At 62.7% G+C, this 15,735-nt stretch carries 14 protein-coding genes and 1 pseudogene; 5 read left to right on the top strand and 10 right to left on the bottom strand.

Going from position 1 to position 15,735, the window contains the following annotated elements:
• Positions 1 to 12: 12 nt before the first annotated feature.
• Together V5B40_RS10485 and V5B40_RS10480 are read right to left on the bottom strand one after the other, a co-directional pair.
• Complete coding sequence (locus V5B40_RS10485) at positions 13 to 1,056, bottom strand: toll/interleukin-1 receptor domain-containing protein (protein ID WP_332354437.1); 1,044 nt, start codon at positions 1,054 to 1,056, stop codon at positions 13 to 15.
• Between the two features lie 310 nt (positions 1,057 to 1,366).
• On the bottom strand, positions 1,367 to 2,536 hold the full coding sequence (locus tag V5B40_RS10480) for a Fic family protein (protein ID WP_332354436.1): 1,170 nt from the start codon (positions 2,534 to 2,536) through the stop codon (positions 1,367 to 1,369).
• 464 nt (positions 2,537 to 3,000) lie between these two features.
• Here V5B40_RS10480 and V5B40_RS10470 point away from each other — a divergent pair.
• Positions 3,001 to 3,255 (top strand): annotated as a pseudogene (locus V5B40_RS10470) (type II toxin-antitoxin system RelE/ParE family toxin); the annotation flags it as partial.
• A 397-nt stretch (positions 3,256 to 3,652) separates the two neighbouring features.
• Here the strand turns inward: V5B40_RS10470 and V5B40_RS10465 are convergent.
• Positions 3,653 to 3,982: a SapC family protein gene (locus V5B40_RS10465; RefSeq protein ID WP_332354555.1), complete on the bottom strand. Its 330-nt coding sequence runs from the start codon at positions 3,980 to 3,982 to the stop codon at positions 3,653 to 3,655.
• Positions 3,983 to 4,326: 344 nt separating this feature from the next.
• Between V5B40_RS10465 and mutS the strand changes: the two genes are divergently transcribed.
• The 3 genes from mutS to V5B40_RS10450 all read left to right on the top strand — a co-directional run bounded on the left by mutS (position 4,327) and on the right by V5B40_RS10450 (position 9,117).
• The gene (gene mutS, locus V5B40_RS10460; protein WP_332354435.1) at positions 4,327 to 6,906 is read left to right on the top strand and encodes a DNA mismatch repair protein MutS; all 2,580 of its coding nucleotides are present in this window, start codon (positions 4,327 to 4,329) and stop codon (positions 6,904 to 6,906) included.
• On the top strand, positions 6,903 to 7,868 hold the full coding sequence (locus tag V5B40_RS10455; RefSeq protein WP_332354434.1) for a metallophosphoesterase: 966 nt from the start codon (positions 6,903 to 6,905) through the stop codon (positions 7,866 to 7,868). Before mutS ends, V5B40_RS10455 begins: the two co-directional genes overlap by 4 nt.
• A gap of 109 nt (positions 7,869 to 7,977) precedes the next feature.
• Positions 7,978 to 9,117 carry an ABC transporter substrate-binding protein gene (locus V5B40_RS10450; protein WP_332354433.1) on the top strand — a complete coding sequence of 380 codons (1,140 nt, stop codon included), beginning with the start codon at positions 7,978 to 7,980 and terminating at the stop codon, positions 9,115 to 9,117.
• A gap of 200 nt (positions 9,118 to 9,317) precedes the next feature.
• Here V5B40_RS10450 and V5B40_RS10445 read toward each other — a convergent pair whose 3' ends face one another.
• Both V5B40_RS10445 and V5B40_RS10440 read right to left on the bottom strand, forming a co-directional pair.
• The gene (locus V5B40_RS10445; RefSeq protein WP_332354554.1) at positions 9,318 to 9,821 is read right to left on the bottom strand and encodes an FKBP-type peptidyl-prolyl cis-trans isomerase; all 504 of its coding nucleotides are present in this window, start codon (positions 9,819 to 9,821) and stop codon (positions 9,318 to 9,320) included.
• A 2-nt stretch (positions 9,822 to 9,823) separates the two neighbouring features.
• Positions 9,824 to 10,294: a peroxiredoxin gene (locus V5B40_RS10440; protein WP_332354432.1), complete on the bottom strand. Its 471-nt coding sequence runs from the start codon at positions 10,292 to 10,294 to the stop codon at positions 9,824 to 9,826.
• 264 nt (positions 10,295 to 10,558) lie between these two features.
• Between V5B40_RS10440 and V5B40_RS10435 the strand changes: the two genes are divergently transcribed.
• Positions 10,559 to 11,260: an SIMPL domain-containing protein gene (locus tag V5B40_RS10435; RefSeq protein ID WP_332354431.1), complete on the top strand. Its 702-nt coding sequence runs from the start codon at positions 10,559 to 10,561 to the stop codon at positions 11,258 to 11,260.
• On the opposite strand, the gene ftsB is transcribed toward V5B40_RS10435, so the two are convergent.
• Genes ftsB through V5B40_RS10410 form a run of 5 tightly spaced genes read right to left on the bottom strand, consistent with a single transcriptional unit; the run spans position 11,250 to position 15,733 of the window.
• A complete protein-coding gene (ftsB, locus tag V5B40_RS10430; protein WP_332354430.1) occupies positions 11,250 to 11,624 on the bottom strand; it encodes a cell division protein FtsB in 375 nt (124 codons plus the stop codon). The two genes, V5B40_RS10435 and ftsB, sit on opposite strands and share 11 nt — an antisense overlap.
• A gap of 27 nt (positions 11,625 to 11,651) precedes the next feature.
• Positions 11,652 to 12,935 carry a phosphopyruvate hydratase gene (gene eno / locus V5B40_RS10425; RefSeq protein WP_332354429.1) on the bottom strand — a complete coding sequence of 428 codons (1,284 nt, stop codon included), beginning with the start codon at positions 12,933 to 12,935 and terminating at the stop codon, positions 11,652 to 11,654.
• Positions 12,936 to 12,960: 25 nt separating this feature from the next.
• A complete protein-coding gene (locus V5B40_RS10420) occupies positions 12,961 to 13,257 on the bottom strand; it encodes a DUF1330 domain-containing protein (RefSeq protein ID WP_332354428.1) in 297 nt (98 codons plus the stop codon).
• Complete coding sequence (kdsA, locus tag V5B40_RS10415) at positions 13,257 to 14,093, bottom strand: 3-deoxy-8-phosphooctulonate synthase (RefSeq protein ID WP_332354427.1); 837 nt, start codon at positions 14,091 to 14,093, stop codon at positions 13,257 to 13,259. Before kdsA ends, V5B40_RS10420 begins: the two co-directional genes overlap by 1 nt.
• The gene (locus tag V5B40_RS10410) at positions 14,090 to 15,733 is read right to left on the bottom strand and encodes a CTP synthase (protein ID WP_332354426.1); all 1,644 of its coding nucleotides are present in this window, start codon (positions 15,731 to 15,733) and stop codon (positions 14,090 to 14,092) included. Before V5B40_RS10410 ends, kdsA begins: the two co-directional genes overlap by 4 nt.
• Positions 15,734 to 15,735: the final 2 nt, after the last annotated feature.

The raw sequence follows: 15,735 nt of genomic DNA, 5'->3' as shown, positions 1-15,735 counted from the left end.
CATGGTCGTGACTCACTCTCCCTGCAGTTTACCCAGCACATACTCCGTCACCGGCCCGGCAACGCCGGCTAGCAGCGGCGAGGCGAAAGCGCTGACGACGGCCCCAATCGCACCCGGTACCATGGCCACCAGACCATCGACGATCTTGCCGAGCTTGCCGTCATCCGCTTGCTCACCCTTGGCAAGCTCGGCCTTGAGTTCCTGGACTTGCTGCACCGCTTCGCCTTGCTTGCCGCCCGGCGCCTGCTGCGCGACAGCGGCCAGCACGGGAGCCAACAACGCCTCCAGATCACGCTGCGAAAGAGCGTTCTTGATCTGATAACGGCCAACAAAATCGCCACCACCGGTGTGCACGCTGCCGCCAATGTGGGCGCCTCCACCGGTGTTGGTATGCGACTGCATACCAGTTTTGATGCTGCCCGTGTTCTTGCCGCCGACAAATACCCCGCCAGCGCCAACAGCCGTCGCGCCTGCCCCTTGCGCGATGGCACCCGGGCCGTTGAGCGTCGCCTGGTAGCTGTCGCCCGCAAGCGCATTCGTGGCGCCCTGCTCCCGCTTGAACTCGATGAAGCCGCCGGCGGCGAGCTTGTCGAGTTGCTGGCTGAAATGCAACTTCAGCCCATCGCTGTCCTTGTAGGCCGTCTGGAAATGACCCAGCGCTTTCAGCTTGTCCTGGAACGCCCACAGGCTGGTCAGATCGGCACGGGCGGCCGTGCCACTGCTGATCGACGCGTCCTTGAAGTAGGTAAAGATGAAGGGCTTGCCGGTTGCCTTGAACTGCCCGAAGGCGGTGTCGAACTCTTCCTCGGTATAGGGCCCGACCTTGGTGCTGAACAGCATCACGAAAATATCGCAGTCGCGAATGGCTTGGTTGTATTCGTCCTGCAGTCGCGTTTTGGATACGGCATCGAGAAAATCCTCCCAACCGACGAGTTCGAGAAAAACGCCGCGGCTGACCCACTCCTTGTTCTTGCGATTGATGAAAACCTCGAATTTCTGCCGGTCCGCCGCCAACTCGGACGACGAAGCGAGGAAAAGCTTTTTATTGAGGGTCATCTTGGCGGTCCTTGAAGGCGGTTCGCGAGAAAGACAGTATAGCCAAGCGACCGGGAGAAAGAGCGGCAATGCTGATCGGCTAAGCGAAGTGCTCGCTCGCTCTTTCCGGAAAGCGGTTGTCTACGCTGGCGGTCGCATCCGTGATGCACGAGTCGGGGACGACGACCACATATCAGAAGGTGGCGCTGGACTGCCGCGTCGCTACGCTCCTCGCAGTGACGAGGTGGCAAGCACGAGGCGCGGGCCGGAAGCGTGGGGGTTCTTTCCTCACCCCAAGCTACGTCGCCACCTCTTTGCGCCAACCTTTGTTCTACGCACGCGTCGGAGCTAGCTCGGCGTTCAACAGCTCGACATAGCGCCGGTAGCTGAAAACGCGCCCGCGCTGGCGTTGCGTGAGCTCGGTGACGATGCCGAGCGCGCTCAAGTGAGCAAGCGATTTGTTCACCGTCGCTGCCGTCAGCCCGGCGGTCCTGACCAGCGCCGCTGCTGTGCTCAGTGGCTGGCGCTGCAACGCCTGATGCACTGCCAGCGCGGAGGCCGCTGCACGGCCAAGCGTCGCGATGCGGTCGCGGTCCGCGTTCACCAGCGCCAGCAGCGCATGCGCCGTCACCACCGCCTGCGTCGCACTCGCCTGCACGCCCTCGGCGAAGAAATCGAGCCAGCGCTCCCAGTCACCGCGCAGGCGCACCTCGTTCAACAGCTCGTAATACAGCGAGCGATGTGTCTTGAAGAACAGGCTGGGGTAGAGCAGCGGCTCGCGCAAGACGCCGTCGGCGACCAGTTGCAAGACGATCAGCAGCCGCCCGATGCGGCCGTTGCCGTCGAGAAAGGGGTGGATGGTCTCGAACTGCACGTGCGCCAGCGCCGCCTTGAGCAGTGGCGAAGTCGCCTCCGGCTGGTCGTTGAGAAAACGCTCGAAAGCAGCGAGACACGCCGGCAGCTCGCCTGCCGGCGGCGGCACGAAGGCCGCATTGCCAGGCCGCGTGCCGCCGATCCACACCGCCGAGCTACGGAACTCGCCGGGAGCCTTGCCGCGCCCGCGCGGATGGTCGAGCAGCACCGCGTGCACTTCGCAAAGCAGGCGGCCGCACAGTGGCAAGCCGCCGCGCAGCAAGGCCAGCCCGCGCTCCAGCGCCGCAACGTAGCGACTGACCTCATGCGCATCGTCGAGCGGCACGCCGGGCTGCTCGTCGATCTCGAAAAGCAGCAGGTCGGCCAGCGACGACTGCGTACCCTCGATCTGCGAGGAGAGCACGGCTTCCTTGCGTACAAAGCTGTAGAGCAACAGAGCGGCGTTGGGCAGCAGCGCAGTGATCGCATCGAGCCGCCCGAGCGCCACCAGCGCGTCGTCGAAGCGCCGCCGCAACGCCGGCGTCCACGCCAGCGGCGGCTGCGGCGGCAGCGCTGCCGGGACGAAGGACTGGTAGGGCTCGTCGGCCGTCGAAACGGTGACGTACTGGCCGGGCGGCGGTCGGTGCATTACTGTGAAAGTCGCCTACGCGACTCACGAATCGCCCTTCTCCCCCTGCGGGAAAAGGGTCTGGGGAAGAGGGGGGCGGTCATGACTTTCATGATCCGGTGTATCTCGACTGTCATGACCGTTTGCGCGAACCTGAAATAAGCGTTGCCGTTATTTTAGGATGTTGGGGGAAAATAAAACAGGGCGATTTCTGCTTGCGGCTTACAGATCTACAGCTCGCCGCGAAAAGCGCGGTGCTGGAGGGAGGCGAAGAGAGCGTCGATTGCGACGCGTACCCGTAACGACCGTCGCCTTGACGCCCTGCACTTCGACCACCCGCGCCAGCATCGCAAGCTCGAGGCGGCACGCTCCTCCATGGAAGCCGGCGCCGGACAGTCGAATGATGAGGTTGAGGCCGAGCTTGCTGCACGGCGAGCCAGCGTGACCAGCCAGAAGTAAAAGTCAGCTGGATGACATAGGCGTAACAGGACCGCGCCGACGTGTGGAACTACATCGCGAAGGAAAACGCGCGAGCGGCCGTGCAAATGGACCAGTTGTTCAGCGACGCGGCCGCCAGGCTGGCCGAATATCCTCATCTGGGCCGGCCGGACAGAATTTCCGGCACCCGCGAGCCGATCCCTCACGACAGCTATCGCCTCGGGTACGAGATCGCAGGCGAGACCTTGTGGGTCCTCGCGCTGGTCCATACCCCCAGGCGGTGGCCGCCTGAGCGCAAGTGAGGAAATCGGGGTCGTATTTTCGCCTGGCCGAAGGGCGCCACACCACCCAGGCCGATTAAAGAGGGCCTCTCTCACGCCGTCAATCAACGCCAGAATCGCCCGCCAGGCAGCTTCGCCCAGGCCTTCTGCCACTGCACTGACTTCTGGACCCGGCAGCTCAGTTGAGCTTGGCACCGGCATCAGCAGAAGCATTGTTCTTCCCCGCCGCTGCGTCGTCCTTGTCTGCTTTCCTGGCTTTCTCGGCTTGCTCGGCTTTCTCGGCTTTCTCGGCTTTGCCTGACGTGCCGCCTTGGTCGGCTGCCTGGCTGGTCGGCTCGCTGCCGGGCGACTGATCGCCAGCACTGGTGGCGCCGCCGACCCTCAGGCGGTCCTTGACGGCGTTGAAGTTGCGCAGGGCCTACAAGTGCAGGTAGATCAGCTCCAGTTCATCGCTGACCGCCAAGGCGTGCAACTTTTCCGCCGGCAAGGCCTTGAGACGCTTGCGGTCAACCGCCAGGAAGCCGCTCAGCGCGAGCTTCTCGCCGCTGGGCAGCGTGAACCGTGCCTGCATCGGCTCCAGCAAGCTTCGACCGAGCACGTGCCGTGCCGGGCATTGGAGACCGGAACGGCAGTTTCGTAGATGAGCAACTGGGTGGCATGCAAGAGATCCCCTTATTGAATGATCGTGAATTGGAAAGCAGGCGCAACGGACGGAGGTTCGGACGGCTACTGAGCTGCCGCGCAACATCGACCGGAAGGCGCACAGCTTTTGCCTGTTCTCGCATTTTCGTATCGTGGTCCGGCATTCTTCTATCGGGTGCTGGCCACCACCACTGCCCACACGCTTGCGCCTCGGCAAATGCTGCAGCCGTCGATTGCCGGCACCTGGGACCCGAAAATAGAGCTTTCCTGCCGGCTCGCCAATGACAGCACGCTCAGAGCTCGGGCCGCCCGCATCGCGGCGACGCGGCCACCACGCAGCGTCGGTTTTGCTGGCTCGCTGGAACAGCCGGCGAGCGAAGGCGCTCTTTACGGTACACTTTGCAGCTCGCGCAAGTTGCCCGAAACAACACCAGACGATAGCCGATTTCGATGAACAAACAAGACCTGTCCGCGCACACCCCGATGATGCAGCAGTACCTGCGCATCAAGGCGCAGCATCCCGGCTTGCTGATGTTCTACCGCATGGGCGACTTCTACGAGTTGTTCTTCGACGACGCGGAAAAGGCGGCGCGCTTGCTGGACATCACGCTGACGACGCGCGGGCAGTCGGCCGGGCAGCCGATCCGCATGGCGGGAGTGCCTTATCACGCGGTCGAGCAGTATTTGGCGAAGCTGGTCCGACTGGGCGAATCGGTGGTGATCTGCGAGCAGATCGGCGACCCGGCGACGAGCAAGGGCCCGGTCGAACGTGCGGTGGCGCGCATCGTCACCCCGGGAACGCTGACCGACGCGGCCCTACTCGACGAGAAATGTGACACGCTGCTGCTCGCGGTGTCGATGACGCGGCAGCTCGCCGGGCTGGCGTGGATCAATCTGGCGAGTGGCGAGTTCCGCGTTTGCGAAGTCGCGCCGCCGAAACTGGCGGCCACCCTGGAGCGCATTCGCCCGGCCGAGATCGTCGTCCCCGAGAGCCTGACAACAGACTTCACGGCCGACGTGGCGCTCACCCGGCGGCCCGACTGGCACTTCGACGTCGAGGCGGCGGGCCGCGAGCTGTGCACCCATTTCGGCACCAGGTCGCTGGCCGGCTTCGGCACCGACGGCCTGCGGCCGGCGATTGCCGCTGCCGGCGCGCTGCTGCGCTACGCGCAGGCGACGCAGGCGCGCGCCCTGCCGCACCTGCAGGCCCTGATCGTCGAACGTGAGGCGACTTATCTGGGCCTGGACACCGCCACCCGGCGCAACCTCGAACTGACCGAAACCCTGCGCGGCCAGCCAGCGCCGACGCTGTGCAGCCTGCTCGACAACTGCAGCAGCGCCATGGGCGCGCGGCTGCTGCGGCATGCGCTGCACCACCCCTTGCGTGATCCGGCGATCCCGACCGCCCGACACGCGGCAATCGCCATGCTGCTCGACGACGAGGAGTCCACGCTGCGTGCGCTGCGCCAGAGTTTGCGCGGCTTTGCCGACATCGAACGTATCGCCGGGCGGATCGCGCTGTACAGCGCACGGCCGCGCGACCTGTCGAGTCTGCGCGACAGCCTTCAGCAACTTGAAACCCTGCGCGCTCCGCTGCGCGACAGCGCGGCGCCGCTGCTCGCCGAGCTGCATGCACAGCTGGCGACGCCGCTGGCCGCGCTCGAACTGCTGCAGCGAGCGATCCTGCCCGAACCGGCGAGCCTGCTCCGCGACGGCGGCGTCATCGCCAGCGGCTTCGACGCCGAGCTTGACGAGCTGCGCGCGCTCAACGACAACTGCGGCACTTTCCTGCTCGCACTCGAAGCGCGCGAACGCGAGCGTACGGGTATCGCCAACCTCAAGGTCGAGTACAACCGCGTGCATGGCTTCTTCATCGAAGTGAGCAACGCGCAGGCCACCAAGGTGCCCGACGATTACCGGCGCCGGCAGACGCTGAAGAACGCCGAACGCTATCTGACACCCGAGCTGAAGGCTTTCGAGGACAAGGCGCTGTCGGCCAAGGACCGTTCGCTGGCGCGCGAAAAGCTGCTCTACGACGACGTTCTGGCCGAACTGCAATGCGAGCTGCCGCGGCTGCAGCAGATCGCCCAGGCGGTCGCTTACCTTGATCTGCTGGCCGCTTTCGCCGACAGCGCGCAGCGGCACAACTACTGCCGGCCGCTGTTTTCGTCCGAGCCGGGCTTGTCCATCGAGGGCGGCCGCCACCCGGTCGTCGAAGACCAGCTCCCCGGTGGCGCCAGCTTCATCGCCAATGACACGCGTCTCGGCGACGGGCGCCGGCTGTTGCTGATCACGGGCCCGAACATGGGCGGCAAGTCGACCTATATGCGGCAGACGGCGCTGATCGCCCTGCTCGCCCACGTTGGCAGCTATGTGCCCGCCAGCAGCGCCGTTCTCGGGCCGCTCGACCAGATCTTCACGCGCATCGGTGCGGCCGACGACCTGGCCGCCGGCCGCTCGACGTTCATGGTCGAAATGACCGAGTCGGCGGCGATTCTGCATCACGCGACCGAGCGCAGCCTGGTGCTGATGGACGAAGTCGGGCGTGGCACTTCGACTTTCGATGGCATGGCGCTGGCTTTTGCGATCTGCCGCCACCTGCTCGAGAAGAACCGCTGCCTGACGCTGTTCGCCACGCACTACTTCGAGCTGACGCTGCTCGCCAACGAATACGGCGACCTGGCGAATGTCCATCTCGGCGCCGTCGAACATGGCGAACGCATCGTCTTCCTGCACGCGGTCGAGGAAGGCCCGGCCAGCCAGAGCTACGGCATCCAGGTCGCGGCGCTGGCCGGCATTCCGTCTTCGGTGCTGCGAGCGGCGCGGCGGCAGTTGCGCGAGTTCGAGCAACGCGCATCGATCAACCCGCTGCAACCTGACCTCTTCGCGAGCGCACTGGCCAACGCCGCCGACGCCAGCGAGCCGGCCATCGACCCGGCGCTCGAACGGCTACGCAGCGTCGATCCCGATCAATTGACTCCACGCGAAGCGCTCGACGCACTCTACGAACTGAAAGCGCTGCTCCAATGAAAACGATTACGGCCACGATCGGGGTTCTGCTGGGCACTCTCGGCCTGCTGCTGGCAAGCGGCTTGCATGCCGAGACCTGGCGCTTCGCGGTCATCGGCGACGTCCCCTACAACAGCTACGAAGAACGTCAGCTACCCGTATTGCTCGACGACATCGCCGCCGAACACCCGCAGTTCATTGTTCACGCCGGCGACTTCAAGGCCCGCCGGATGCCCTGCAGCGATGCGCTTTTCAGCGACCGCCGGACACTTTTCGACGCTTCGCGAGTGCCGCTGATCTACGTCCCCGGCGACAACGAATGGACCGACTGCCACCTGGTGACTGCCGGTGACTTCAATCCCCTGGAGCGCTTGCAGAAACTGCGCGAGCTGTTCTTCGCCACGCCGCGCTCGCTCGGCCAGCAGACGCTGGCGGTCAAACAACAGCCTGGCGACTATCCGGAGCAGCTGCGCTGGCGCCTCGGGCCGGTGCTCTTCGTATCGCTCAACGTGCCGGGGTCGAACAACAATTTCGGCCATCGGAAAACCCCCAGCCCGGAGTATCTCGCTCGCAACCCGGCGGTCATCGAATGGCTGGAACAGGGCTTTGCCGCCGCCAGGCACGAGAAGGCCGCCGGCCTGGTAATCGTCATGCAGGCCAACCCCGGCTTCAAGCACGCGGTCGCCGGCCTGACGCATAGCGGCTACCGCCAGTTGCTCGAAACCCTGCGTCGCGAGACCCTCGCCTTTCCCGGCCAGGTGCTGCTCATTCACGGCGACACGCACTGGCAGCGGATCGACAAGCCACTGCGCGACACGAGCGGCACAAGCAACAATTCCGGGGATGCCGACAAGCAGCCAATCGCCAACTTCACTCGCCTGGAGACTTTTGGCTACCCGCTGCTCGGCTGGGTCAAGGTCATCATCGATAGCGAGAACCCGCAACTTTTCCGCTTCGAGGTGCATGCGCACCGCGCTCACTGAACCTGCCACCGGGCAGCGTGCGGCAGAACTCGGCAAAAGCGCCCACAAGTGCATCGACAGGCATGCCGCCAGGCCCTAGACTTGCGCAGACATTCAAGCGGAGCGGATGATGAAGCTGATCTCTTTTCTGGGCAGAGTATGGGCAGCGGTCCTCATTGGACTGGCGTCGTTCAGCGCCAATGCCGCTGAAATCGTCGTCGGCCAGGTAGCCCCGTTCAGCGGCCCGCTGGCGCCGACCGGGACATTCATGCGTGCCGGCGCCCAGCTGTACTTCGACGCCGTAAACGCTAGCGGAGGAATTCACGGCGCCCAGATCCGCCTGGTCTCCAAAGACGACGGCTACAAAACCGCGGAGACCATTCGCCTGGCGCGCGAAATGCTGAAGGAAGAGCGGCCAGTGGCGTTCTTCGGCTTCGTCGGTACCGGCAACGTCGAAGCCATTCTCGAAAACGGTTTGCTCAGCGAAGCGGGCATTCCGCTAATCGCCGTGCGCACCGGCGCGGCATCGATCGTTCAGCGCAACGACCCGCTGCTGTTCATGACCCGCGCCACCTATGCGGCAGAAGTGAACAAGATCGTCGGTCAGTACGCCACCACCGGCTACAGCAGCTTTGCCATCCTCTACCAGGACGACGCCTTCGGACGCGACGTGCTGGGCAGCGCCGAGCGGGCAATCAAGGAAGCGGGCGGCTCGCTGGTGGCCACCGGCTCGTACGCGAAAAACACTACCGAAGTCGGCGCGGCGGTGAAAACGATTGCCGCCGCCAAACCGCAAGCGGTGATCATGATCGCCAACACCGCGGCCAGTTCCGAGTTCCTGAAACAGTCACGCGAATACGGCAACTTCGCGCAGTACGTCGCGCTCTCGGTCACCGACGCCGCACAGGTCGTCAAGCGAATCGGCGCCGACAAGGCCGCCGGACTGGTCCTCACCCAGGTGGTCCCGGATCCGGACAGCCCGACGTTCCCCTTGATCAAGGAGATCCAGAACAACTTCGCGAAGTTCAAACCGCAGGACGTGACCGTCAATCACACCCTCGTCGAAGGCTATCTGGGCGCCAAGGTGCTCGTTGAAGCCCTGCGCCGTGCCGGCCCAAACCCCAGCCGCCAGAAAGTTCGCGAAGCCCTCGAAACCATGAAAAGCTATGACGCAGGCGAAGTGTTCATCAGCTTCTCCGCCAACCGCCATACCGGCTCGCGCTACGTCGATATCACCATTCTCAATCAGGCCGGCAAGCTGCTGCACTAAAAGCACTAAAAGCACTAAAAGCACTAAAAGCACTAAAAGCACTAAAAGCACTAAAAGCACTAAAAGCACTAAAAGCACTAAAAGCAGGCACGCAAAGATGCGGCGCAGCTACGCTGCGCCAGGCTTCGAGTAGCAGCCGCACGACGCCGCTGACGAGCGGCTAGCGGAAACTGCTGGCGACACTCGACCGCCAGCGCAACTCAGTCGTCGTCGTCGTCGAAGTCGCCGTCGTGGGTGTGACCATGGCTGATTTCTTCGGCAGTGGCCGGGCGAATATTGGTCACCGTACAGGTAAACACCAGCGCCATTCCCGCCAAGGGGTGGTTGCCGTCGAGAACGACCTTGTCGTCGGCCATTTCAGTCACCCGATAGATCAGCACATCCTCGTCGTCGTCCTCGTCTTCGGCGCCCTCGGGGACTCCTTCAAACTGCATGCCAACCTGCAACTCCTCTGGAAACTGCGCGCGCGGCTCGACCTGAACGAGCGCCGCGTCGTACTCACCGAAGGCCTCGTCCGGCTGCATCTTGACGACCACCGACTCGCCAACCTTCTTGTCCTGCACCGCTTCTTCGATCAGGGGAAAAATGTCGTCGTAGCCCCCGTGCAGATAGACCAGCGGCTCCTTACCCGCATCGACCAGCTCGCCCTCGAAATCGACGACGCTGTAATCAAGGGTGACCACGGTATTCTTTGCAACTTGCATGTTCATGAATTGAGTTCCTTCACCACGCGCAACATTTCCAGCGCGTGGCCTTTGGCGGTCACCCCGTAAAGCACGAGACGAAGAACGCCTTGTTTGTCGATGACGAAAGTCGAGCGGACGATACCGTACTTCCTGGCACCATTCACTTCTTTCGCCTGCCAGACACCGTAGCGCTTGCACGCGACCCCTTCGCAATCGGAAAGGAGAGAGACCGAAATTCCGTGTTTGTCTCTGAATTCGGCGTGCCTGATGCAGTCATCACGGCTAATACCGATGATCGTGCAATCGTGGCGCGCGAACTGATCCTCATGATCCGAGAAATCGGTCGCCTGCAAGGTGCAGCACGGCGTGTCATCTCTCGGATAGAAAAAGAGAATGACATTACTCTTGCCCTGAAACTGGGCAATATCGATAAGCTCCATGTCCGCATCGGGAAGGACGAACATCGGCGCTGCCTGTCCTGCTTTCAGCATGGTGACCCCTCATAGACCCTTGCCGCCCGTACGCGAGCAAACGCGAGCAAACGCGAGACGCTGATTCTAACCAAGCTTCCGGAAACTGACCACAAGAAAGCAGTGCCCGGATCAGGCTACAATAAACTCCCGACGAAGATGCTCGCTGACTCAATACCCGCCAGGCACGCCTCAGACATCTTCCCTTATCCCAGCGATTCCAGCGGCGCGCGGAGCTGAAGGATACCCGCCATCTTCATGCGCAGCAAACCCGGAGAGCGCCACATGACTTCCTATCCACCTTTGCTGCACGCCGCCCCCCTACTACTGCTCCTGCTCTTCGCCACGCCGGCAGCAGCAGCGAGTGACGAGGCCACGCTGACCACCATCGAGCTTTCCGCCGAGGCCGCACGACCGGCAGCCAATGATCTGGCGCGCGCCTCGGTCTTTGCCGAGGTCAGCGGCACGACGCCGAGCGAACTGGCGAATCGGGTCAATAGCCAGATCAGCGACGCCCTGAAGACCGCCAAGACCTACGCCAACGTCAAGACGCAAAGCGGCGCCACCCACAGCTATCCGATTTATGCCAAAGACAACAAGATCGAAGGCTGGCGGATGCGCTCGGAGCTGACTCTGGAGTCGCGCGACAGCGCTGCACTGTCCGAACTTCTCGGCAAACTCCAGACCTCGCTGGGCGTCGCCAACCTGATCATGCTGCCGAGCCCGGAAGCCAGGGAAGAGGCCGAAAGCAAGGCCATCATCGACGCCATCGCCGCCTTCAAAGTACGCGCCAAAACAGTCGCCGACGCCCTGGGCGCGAGCTACCGGATCAAGCTGCTGTCGATCAACAGCAGCGGTCGGCCAGCCGGCCCGCCGATGATGCGTGCGGCAGCCATGGCCTCGGCCGATGCCGCAGCGATGCCGATCGAGGCCGGCGAGACACAGATCCGGGCGACAATTTCAGGCCAGATCGTGCTCACCGAATAGTCGGAACGGGGTGCTTGACTGGTTTTCGCGGAACAGCAGTCGCGGCGACGGCAAGCTTGCCAGCCTTCGGCGTGACGGCTGGCGGGGCCCGAGGACGATCAGGAATCTGCACGAAAACTTCGTCCTGCTTGACCATCCCTAGTTCGAAGCGGGCACGCTCTTCGATCGCGTCGTAACCCTGCTTCAGGTCGCGCGCTTCGGCGTCGAGGCCGGCGTTGCGCATCTCGAGGCTCTGATTGATTTCCTTCTGTTGCTGCAACTGCCGGCCGACATCCCATACCCGCAGCCAGCCACCCTTGCCGATCCACAGGGGCGCCTGCAGCAAGGCAATGACGACCACCAAGCCGATAGCGAGCCAACGCACGGTGCGGGACTTCTATGCGCCGACAGGTCAGGACAGATTGTAGAAAGCGTCGCGGCCCGGGTAACCCGCCGTGTCGCCAAGATCCTCCTCGATACGCAGCAGCTGGTTGTATTTGGCGATGCGGTCGGAGCGTGACAGCGAACCGGTCTTGATCTGCAGCGCGTTCATGCCGACGGCGATGTCGGCAATGGTGCTGTCCTCGGTCTCGCCCGAACGATGTGAAATGACTGCCGTATAGCCAGCACGCTTGGCCATTTCGATGGCCGCGAAGGTCTCCGAGAGGGTGCCGATCTGATTGATCTTGATCAGGATCGAGTTGCCGATTCCCTGCTTGATGCCTTCCTTGAAAATCCGCGTATTGGTGACGAAGACATCGTCGCCAACGATCTGTACGTTCTTGCCAAGCCGACCGGTGAGCACTTTCCAGCCGTCCCAGTCGTTTTCGGCCATCCCGTCCTCGATCGAAACAATCGGAAAACGGTCGGCGAGATTGGCCAGATAATCGGTCAGTTCGTGCGCGCTCAACTGCAGGTTCTCACCTTTCAGATGATAGCGCCCCTCCCTGTAAAACTCGGACGCCGCGCAGTCGAGACCGATCAGGACGTCTGCGCCGGGAGCATAACCGGCATTCTCGATCGCCGTAACAATCAGTTCCAGCGCTTCCGCGTGGCTGCCAAGATTGGGAGCAAAGCCACCTTCGTCGCCGACAGCGGTCGAGAAGCCTTTCTTGTGCAGCAATTTCTTCAAGGCGTGAAAAACCTCGGCACCGCAGCGCAGCGCTTCGCGAAACGAAGTCTGGCTGACCGGCAAAATCATGAATTCCTGGAAATCGAGGCTGTTGTTGGCGTGTTCGCCACCATTGATGATGTTCATCATCGGCACCGGCATCTGCATCGGCCCGGAACCGCCAAAGTAGCGGTAGAGCGGCAAGCCCGATTCCTCGGCCGCGGCTTTGGCGACGGCCATCGACACCGCGAGCATGGCGTTGGCGCCGAGACGCGCCTTGTTGTCGGTGCCATCGAGATGAATCAGCGTCTGATCGATGAACGCCTGTTCCTGGGCGTCAAGGCCGATGATGGCCTCGGAAATCTCGGTATTCACGTTTTCGACGGCTTGTAGCACGCCTTTGCCCAGATAGCGCGCGGCATCGCCGTCACGCAATTCGATGGCTTCACGCGACCCGGTCGAAGCGCCCGAAGGCACCGCTGCGCGGCCCATGACGCCGGATTCGAGAAGGACATCACATTCGACAGTAGGGTTGCCGCGCGAGTCGAGAACCTCGCGGGCGACAACATCAACGACAGAGCTCATGATCTTTCCCTTGTTTGCAAAAATACTAGATTGGTAATCCCTCGACGACCAGGATATTCATTTCTGCCGCATTCTTGCGTACGGCGCGCGCGGCCTGGTACTCGGGAGAATGATAGAACTTCCTGGCCTGTTCGAGGGAATCGAACTCGACGATCACCAGCCGCTCAGGCTCCGACCAGTCGCCTTCAAAAACCTCCAGACGCCCGCCGCGTGCACGATAACGACCGCCGTATAGCGCAATCGCCGCTTGCGCCAGGCTCTGGTACGTCGCGTAGGCCAGCGGGTCGCTGATCTTCACTTCGGCCAACAGATAGGCGGCCATTAGCGCAACTCCTCAAAGCCGGCCGCCTTGACCAGACGGTCGAGCGCCACCAGCGTCGTCAGCAGGCTCTCCATGCGCGCCAGCGGCCAGCTGTTCGGCCCGTCGGAGAATGCCTTTTCTGGACAGGGATGCGTTTCCATGAACAGCCCGGCAACCCCCACCGCCACAGCCGCCCGCGCCAGCACCGGAACGAACTCGCGCTGACCGCCAGAGACGCTCCCCTGACCACCGGGCAACTGCACCGAATGGGTGGCATCGAAGACGACCGGGCAAGCGGTCTCGCGCATGATGGCCAGACTGCGCATATCCGAGACCAGATTGTTGTAGCCGAAAGATGCGCCGCGCTCGCAAACCATGATGGTATCGGCGCCAAGCGCAGCATCGCGGGCTTTGGCGACCACATTGCGCATGTCGGCAGGCGCGAGAAACTGCCCTTTCTTGATGTTCACAGGCTTGCCGGCGGCGGCGACGCTCTGGATGAAATCGGTCTGCCGGCAAAGGAAAGCGGGCGTCTGCAGCACATCAACAACGCCGACCACAGCGGCGACATCTTCCTCCCGATGCACATCGGTCAGCACCGGAACGCCAATCTGGCGGCGCACTTCCGAGAGTATCTGCAGACCGGCGTCGACGCCCGGGCCTCGCGCCGTCCGACCCGAGCTGCGGTTGGCCTTGTCGTAGGAGGCTTTGAAAATGTACGCTAGCCCGAGACGCGAACAGATTTCTTTCAGCTGCCCGGCGATATCGATGCACAAGGCCAGCGACTCGGCGGTGCATGGGCCGGCAATCAGAAACAGGGGCTGGTCGACGCCCGCCTCAAAGCCGCAAAGCTTCATGACTTGGCCTGATAAGCCGCGGCAGCGCGCACGAATGAAGTGAACAAGGCGTGCCCTTTGCGCGGCGACGAAGTAAATTCCGGGTGAAACTGGCAGCCGAGGAACCATGGATGGGCGTGCGGGCCATCGGTCGGCAACTCGACAATTTCACACAGCTCGGTTATCGGTGCTCGACCCGAGACCACCAGGCCACTCTCTTCGAGCTTGCCGAGCAAGGTGTTGTTGACCTCGTAGCGATGGCGATGGCGTTCGATGATCTCCGCCTGGCCGTAAATCAGGCGTGCGAGCGTGCCGTCGCCGAGCTTGCATAGCTGGCCGCCAAGACGCATGGTGCCACCCAGGTCGGAATTCTCGTCGCGTTTTTCGAGCCGACCCGAGGCGTCCTGCCACTCGGTGATCAAAGCCACCACCGGGTAGGCAGTATTCGGGTCGAACTCGCTGCTGTGCGCGCCGTTCATGCCGGCAACGTGGCGTGCAAACTCGACGACGGCGAGCTGCATGCCGAGGCAGATGCCGAGAAACGGAATGCCGCCTTCGCGGGCGTGGCGAATGGCGGCAATCTTGCCTTCGGTCCCGCGGCGCCCGAAACCGCCAGGAACCAGGATCGCGTCCATATCCTGCAAGGCAGCGCAGCCCTGACGCTCGATTTCCTCGGAATCGATGTAGCTGATCTTGACCTTGCTGTGCGTGGCGATTCCGGCATGGACCATGGCTTCGGTCAGCGACTTGTAGGATTCGGTGAGATCGACGTACTTGCCGACGAAAGCGATATTGAGCTCCCGCTGCGGGTGCTCGAGGGCGTGCACAATGGTCTTCCAGACGCTGAGATCAGCCGCTTTGGCGAGAATCCCGAGCTTGTGGCAGACGATCTCGTCGAGCATCTGATCGTGCAGCATCGCCGGAATCTTGTAAATCGAGTCGGCATCGCGCGCCTCGATCACCGCCTCGCGCTGGACGTTGCAGAACAAGGCCATTTTCCGCTTGTCGTCTTCGGGAATCGGCCGATCGGTACGGCACAGCAGGATGTCGGGCTGGATGCCGATTTCGCGCAACTCCTTGACCGAGTGCTGCGTCGGCTTGGTTTTCAGCTCACCCGCCGTCGGAATGTAGGGAACCAGCGTCAGGTGCATGTAGCAGGCGTTGTTGCGCCCTTCCTGCAGACCCATCTGGCGAATCGCTTCGAGGAAAGGCAATGACTCGATGTCGCCGACCGTGCCACCGACCTCGATGATCGCCAATTCAGCACCTTCGGCGCCGCGCCGGATGTGTGCCTTGATTTCGTCGGTGATGTGCGGAATCACCTGCACCGTCTTGCCGAGATACTCGCCGCGCCGCTCTTTCTTGATCACCGATTCGTAGATCTGGCCGGTGGTGAAGTTGTTGCGCCGCTCCATGCGCGCATCGGTGAAGCGTTCGTAGTGACCGAGGTCAAGATCGGTTTCGGCACCGTCCTCGGTGACGAAGACCTCGCCGTGCTGAAACGGGCTCATCGTCCCCGGATCGACATTGATATAGGGGTCGAGCTTGAGGTTGGTCACCTTGATCCCGCGAGACTCGAGAATCGCTCCCAGGGATGCGGCCGCGATGCCTTTGCCGAGCGACGAAACCACGCCGCCGGTGACGAATACGTATTTGATCATGG

It is taken from the genome of Candidatus Accumulibacter meliphilus (assembly GCF_036625345.1).
In the GTDB taxonomy this organism is placed as follows: domain Bacteria; phylum Pseudomonadota; class Gammaproteobacteria; order Burkholderiales; family Rhodocyclaceae; genus Accumulibacter; species Accumulibacter meliphilus.
The sequence above is the reverse complement of the archived record's forward strand: the minus strand, read 5'-3'. Positions and strand labels throughout refer to the sequence as shown.

What these genes read in the sequence shown, in the direction of transcription:
- V5B40_RS10440 (WP_332354432.1), bottom strand. Translation starts at nt 10,294, where the DNA reads ATGCTGAAAGCAGGACAGGCAGCGCCGATGTTCGTCCTTCCCGATGCG.
- V5B40_RS10455 (WP_332354434.1), top strand. Translation starts at nt 6,903, where the DNA reads ATGAAAACGATTACGGCCACGATCGGGGTTCTGCTGGGCACTCTCGGC.
- V5B40_RS10485 (WP_332354437.1), bottom strand. Translation starts at nt 1,056, where the DNA reads ATGACCCTCAATAAAAAGCTTTTCCTCGCTTCGTCGTCCGAGTTGGCG.
- kdsA (WP_332354427.1), bottom strand. Translation starts at nt 14,093, where the DNA reads ATGAAGCTTTGCGGCTTTGAGGCGGGCGTCGACCAGCCCCTGTTTCTG.
- V5B40_RS10435 (WP_332354431.1), top strand. Translation starts at nt 10,559, where the DNA reads ATGACTTCCTATCCACCTTTGCTGCACGCCGCCCCCCTACTACTGCTC.
- eno (WP_332354429.1), bottom strand. Translation starts at nt 12,935, where the DNA reads ATGAGCTCTGTCGTTGATGTTGTCGCCCGCGAGGTTCTCGACTCGCGC.
- V5B40_RS10450 (WP_332354433.1), top strand. Translation starts at nt 7,978, where the DNA reads ATGAAGCTGATCTCTTTTCTGGGCAGAGTATGGGCAGCGGTCCTCATT.
- V5B40_RS10480 (WP_332354436.1), bottom strand. Translation starts at nt 2,536, where the DNA reads ATGCACCGACCGCCGCCCGGCCAGTACGTCACCGTTTCGACGGCCGAC.
- V5B40_RS10420 (WP_332354428.1), bottom strand. Translation starts at nt 13,257, where the DNA reads ATGGCCGCCTATCTGTTGGCCGAAGTGAAGATCAGCGACCCGCTGGCC.
- V5B40_RS10445 (WP_332354554.1), bottom strand. Translation starts at nt 9,821, where the DNA reads ATGCAAGTTGCAAAGAATACCGTGGTCACCCTTGATTACAGCGTCGTC.
- V5B40_RS10465 (WP_332354555.1), bottom strand. Translation starts at nt 3,982, where the DNA reads ATGTTGCGCGGCAGCTCAGTAGCCGTCCGAACCTCCGTCCGTTGCGCC.
- mutS (WP_332354435.1), top strand. Translation starts at nt 4,327, where the DNA reads ATGAACAAACAAGACCTGTCCGCGCACACCCCGATGATGCAGCAGTAC.
- V5B40_RS10410 (WP_332354426.1), bottom strand. Translation starts at nt 15,733, where the DNA reads ATGATCAAATACGTATTCGTCACCGGCGGCGTGGTTTCGTCGCTCGGC.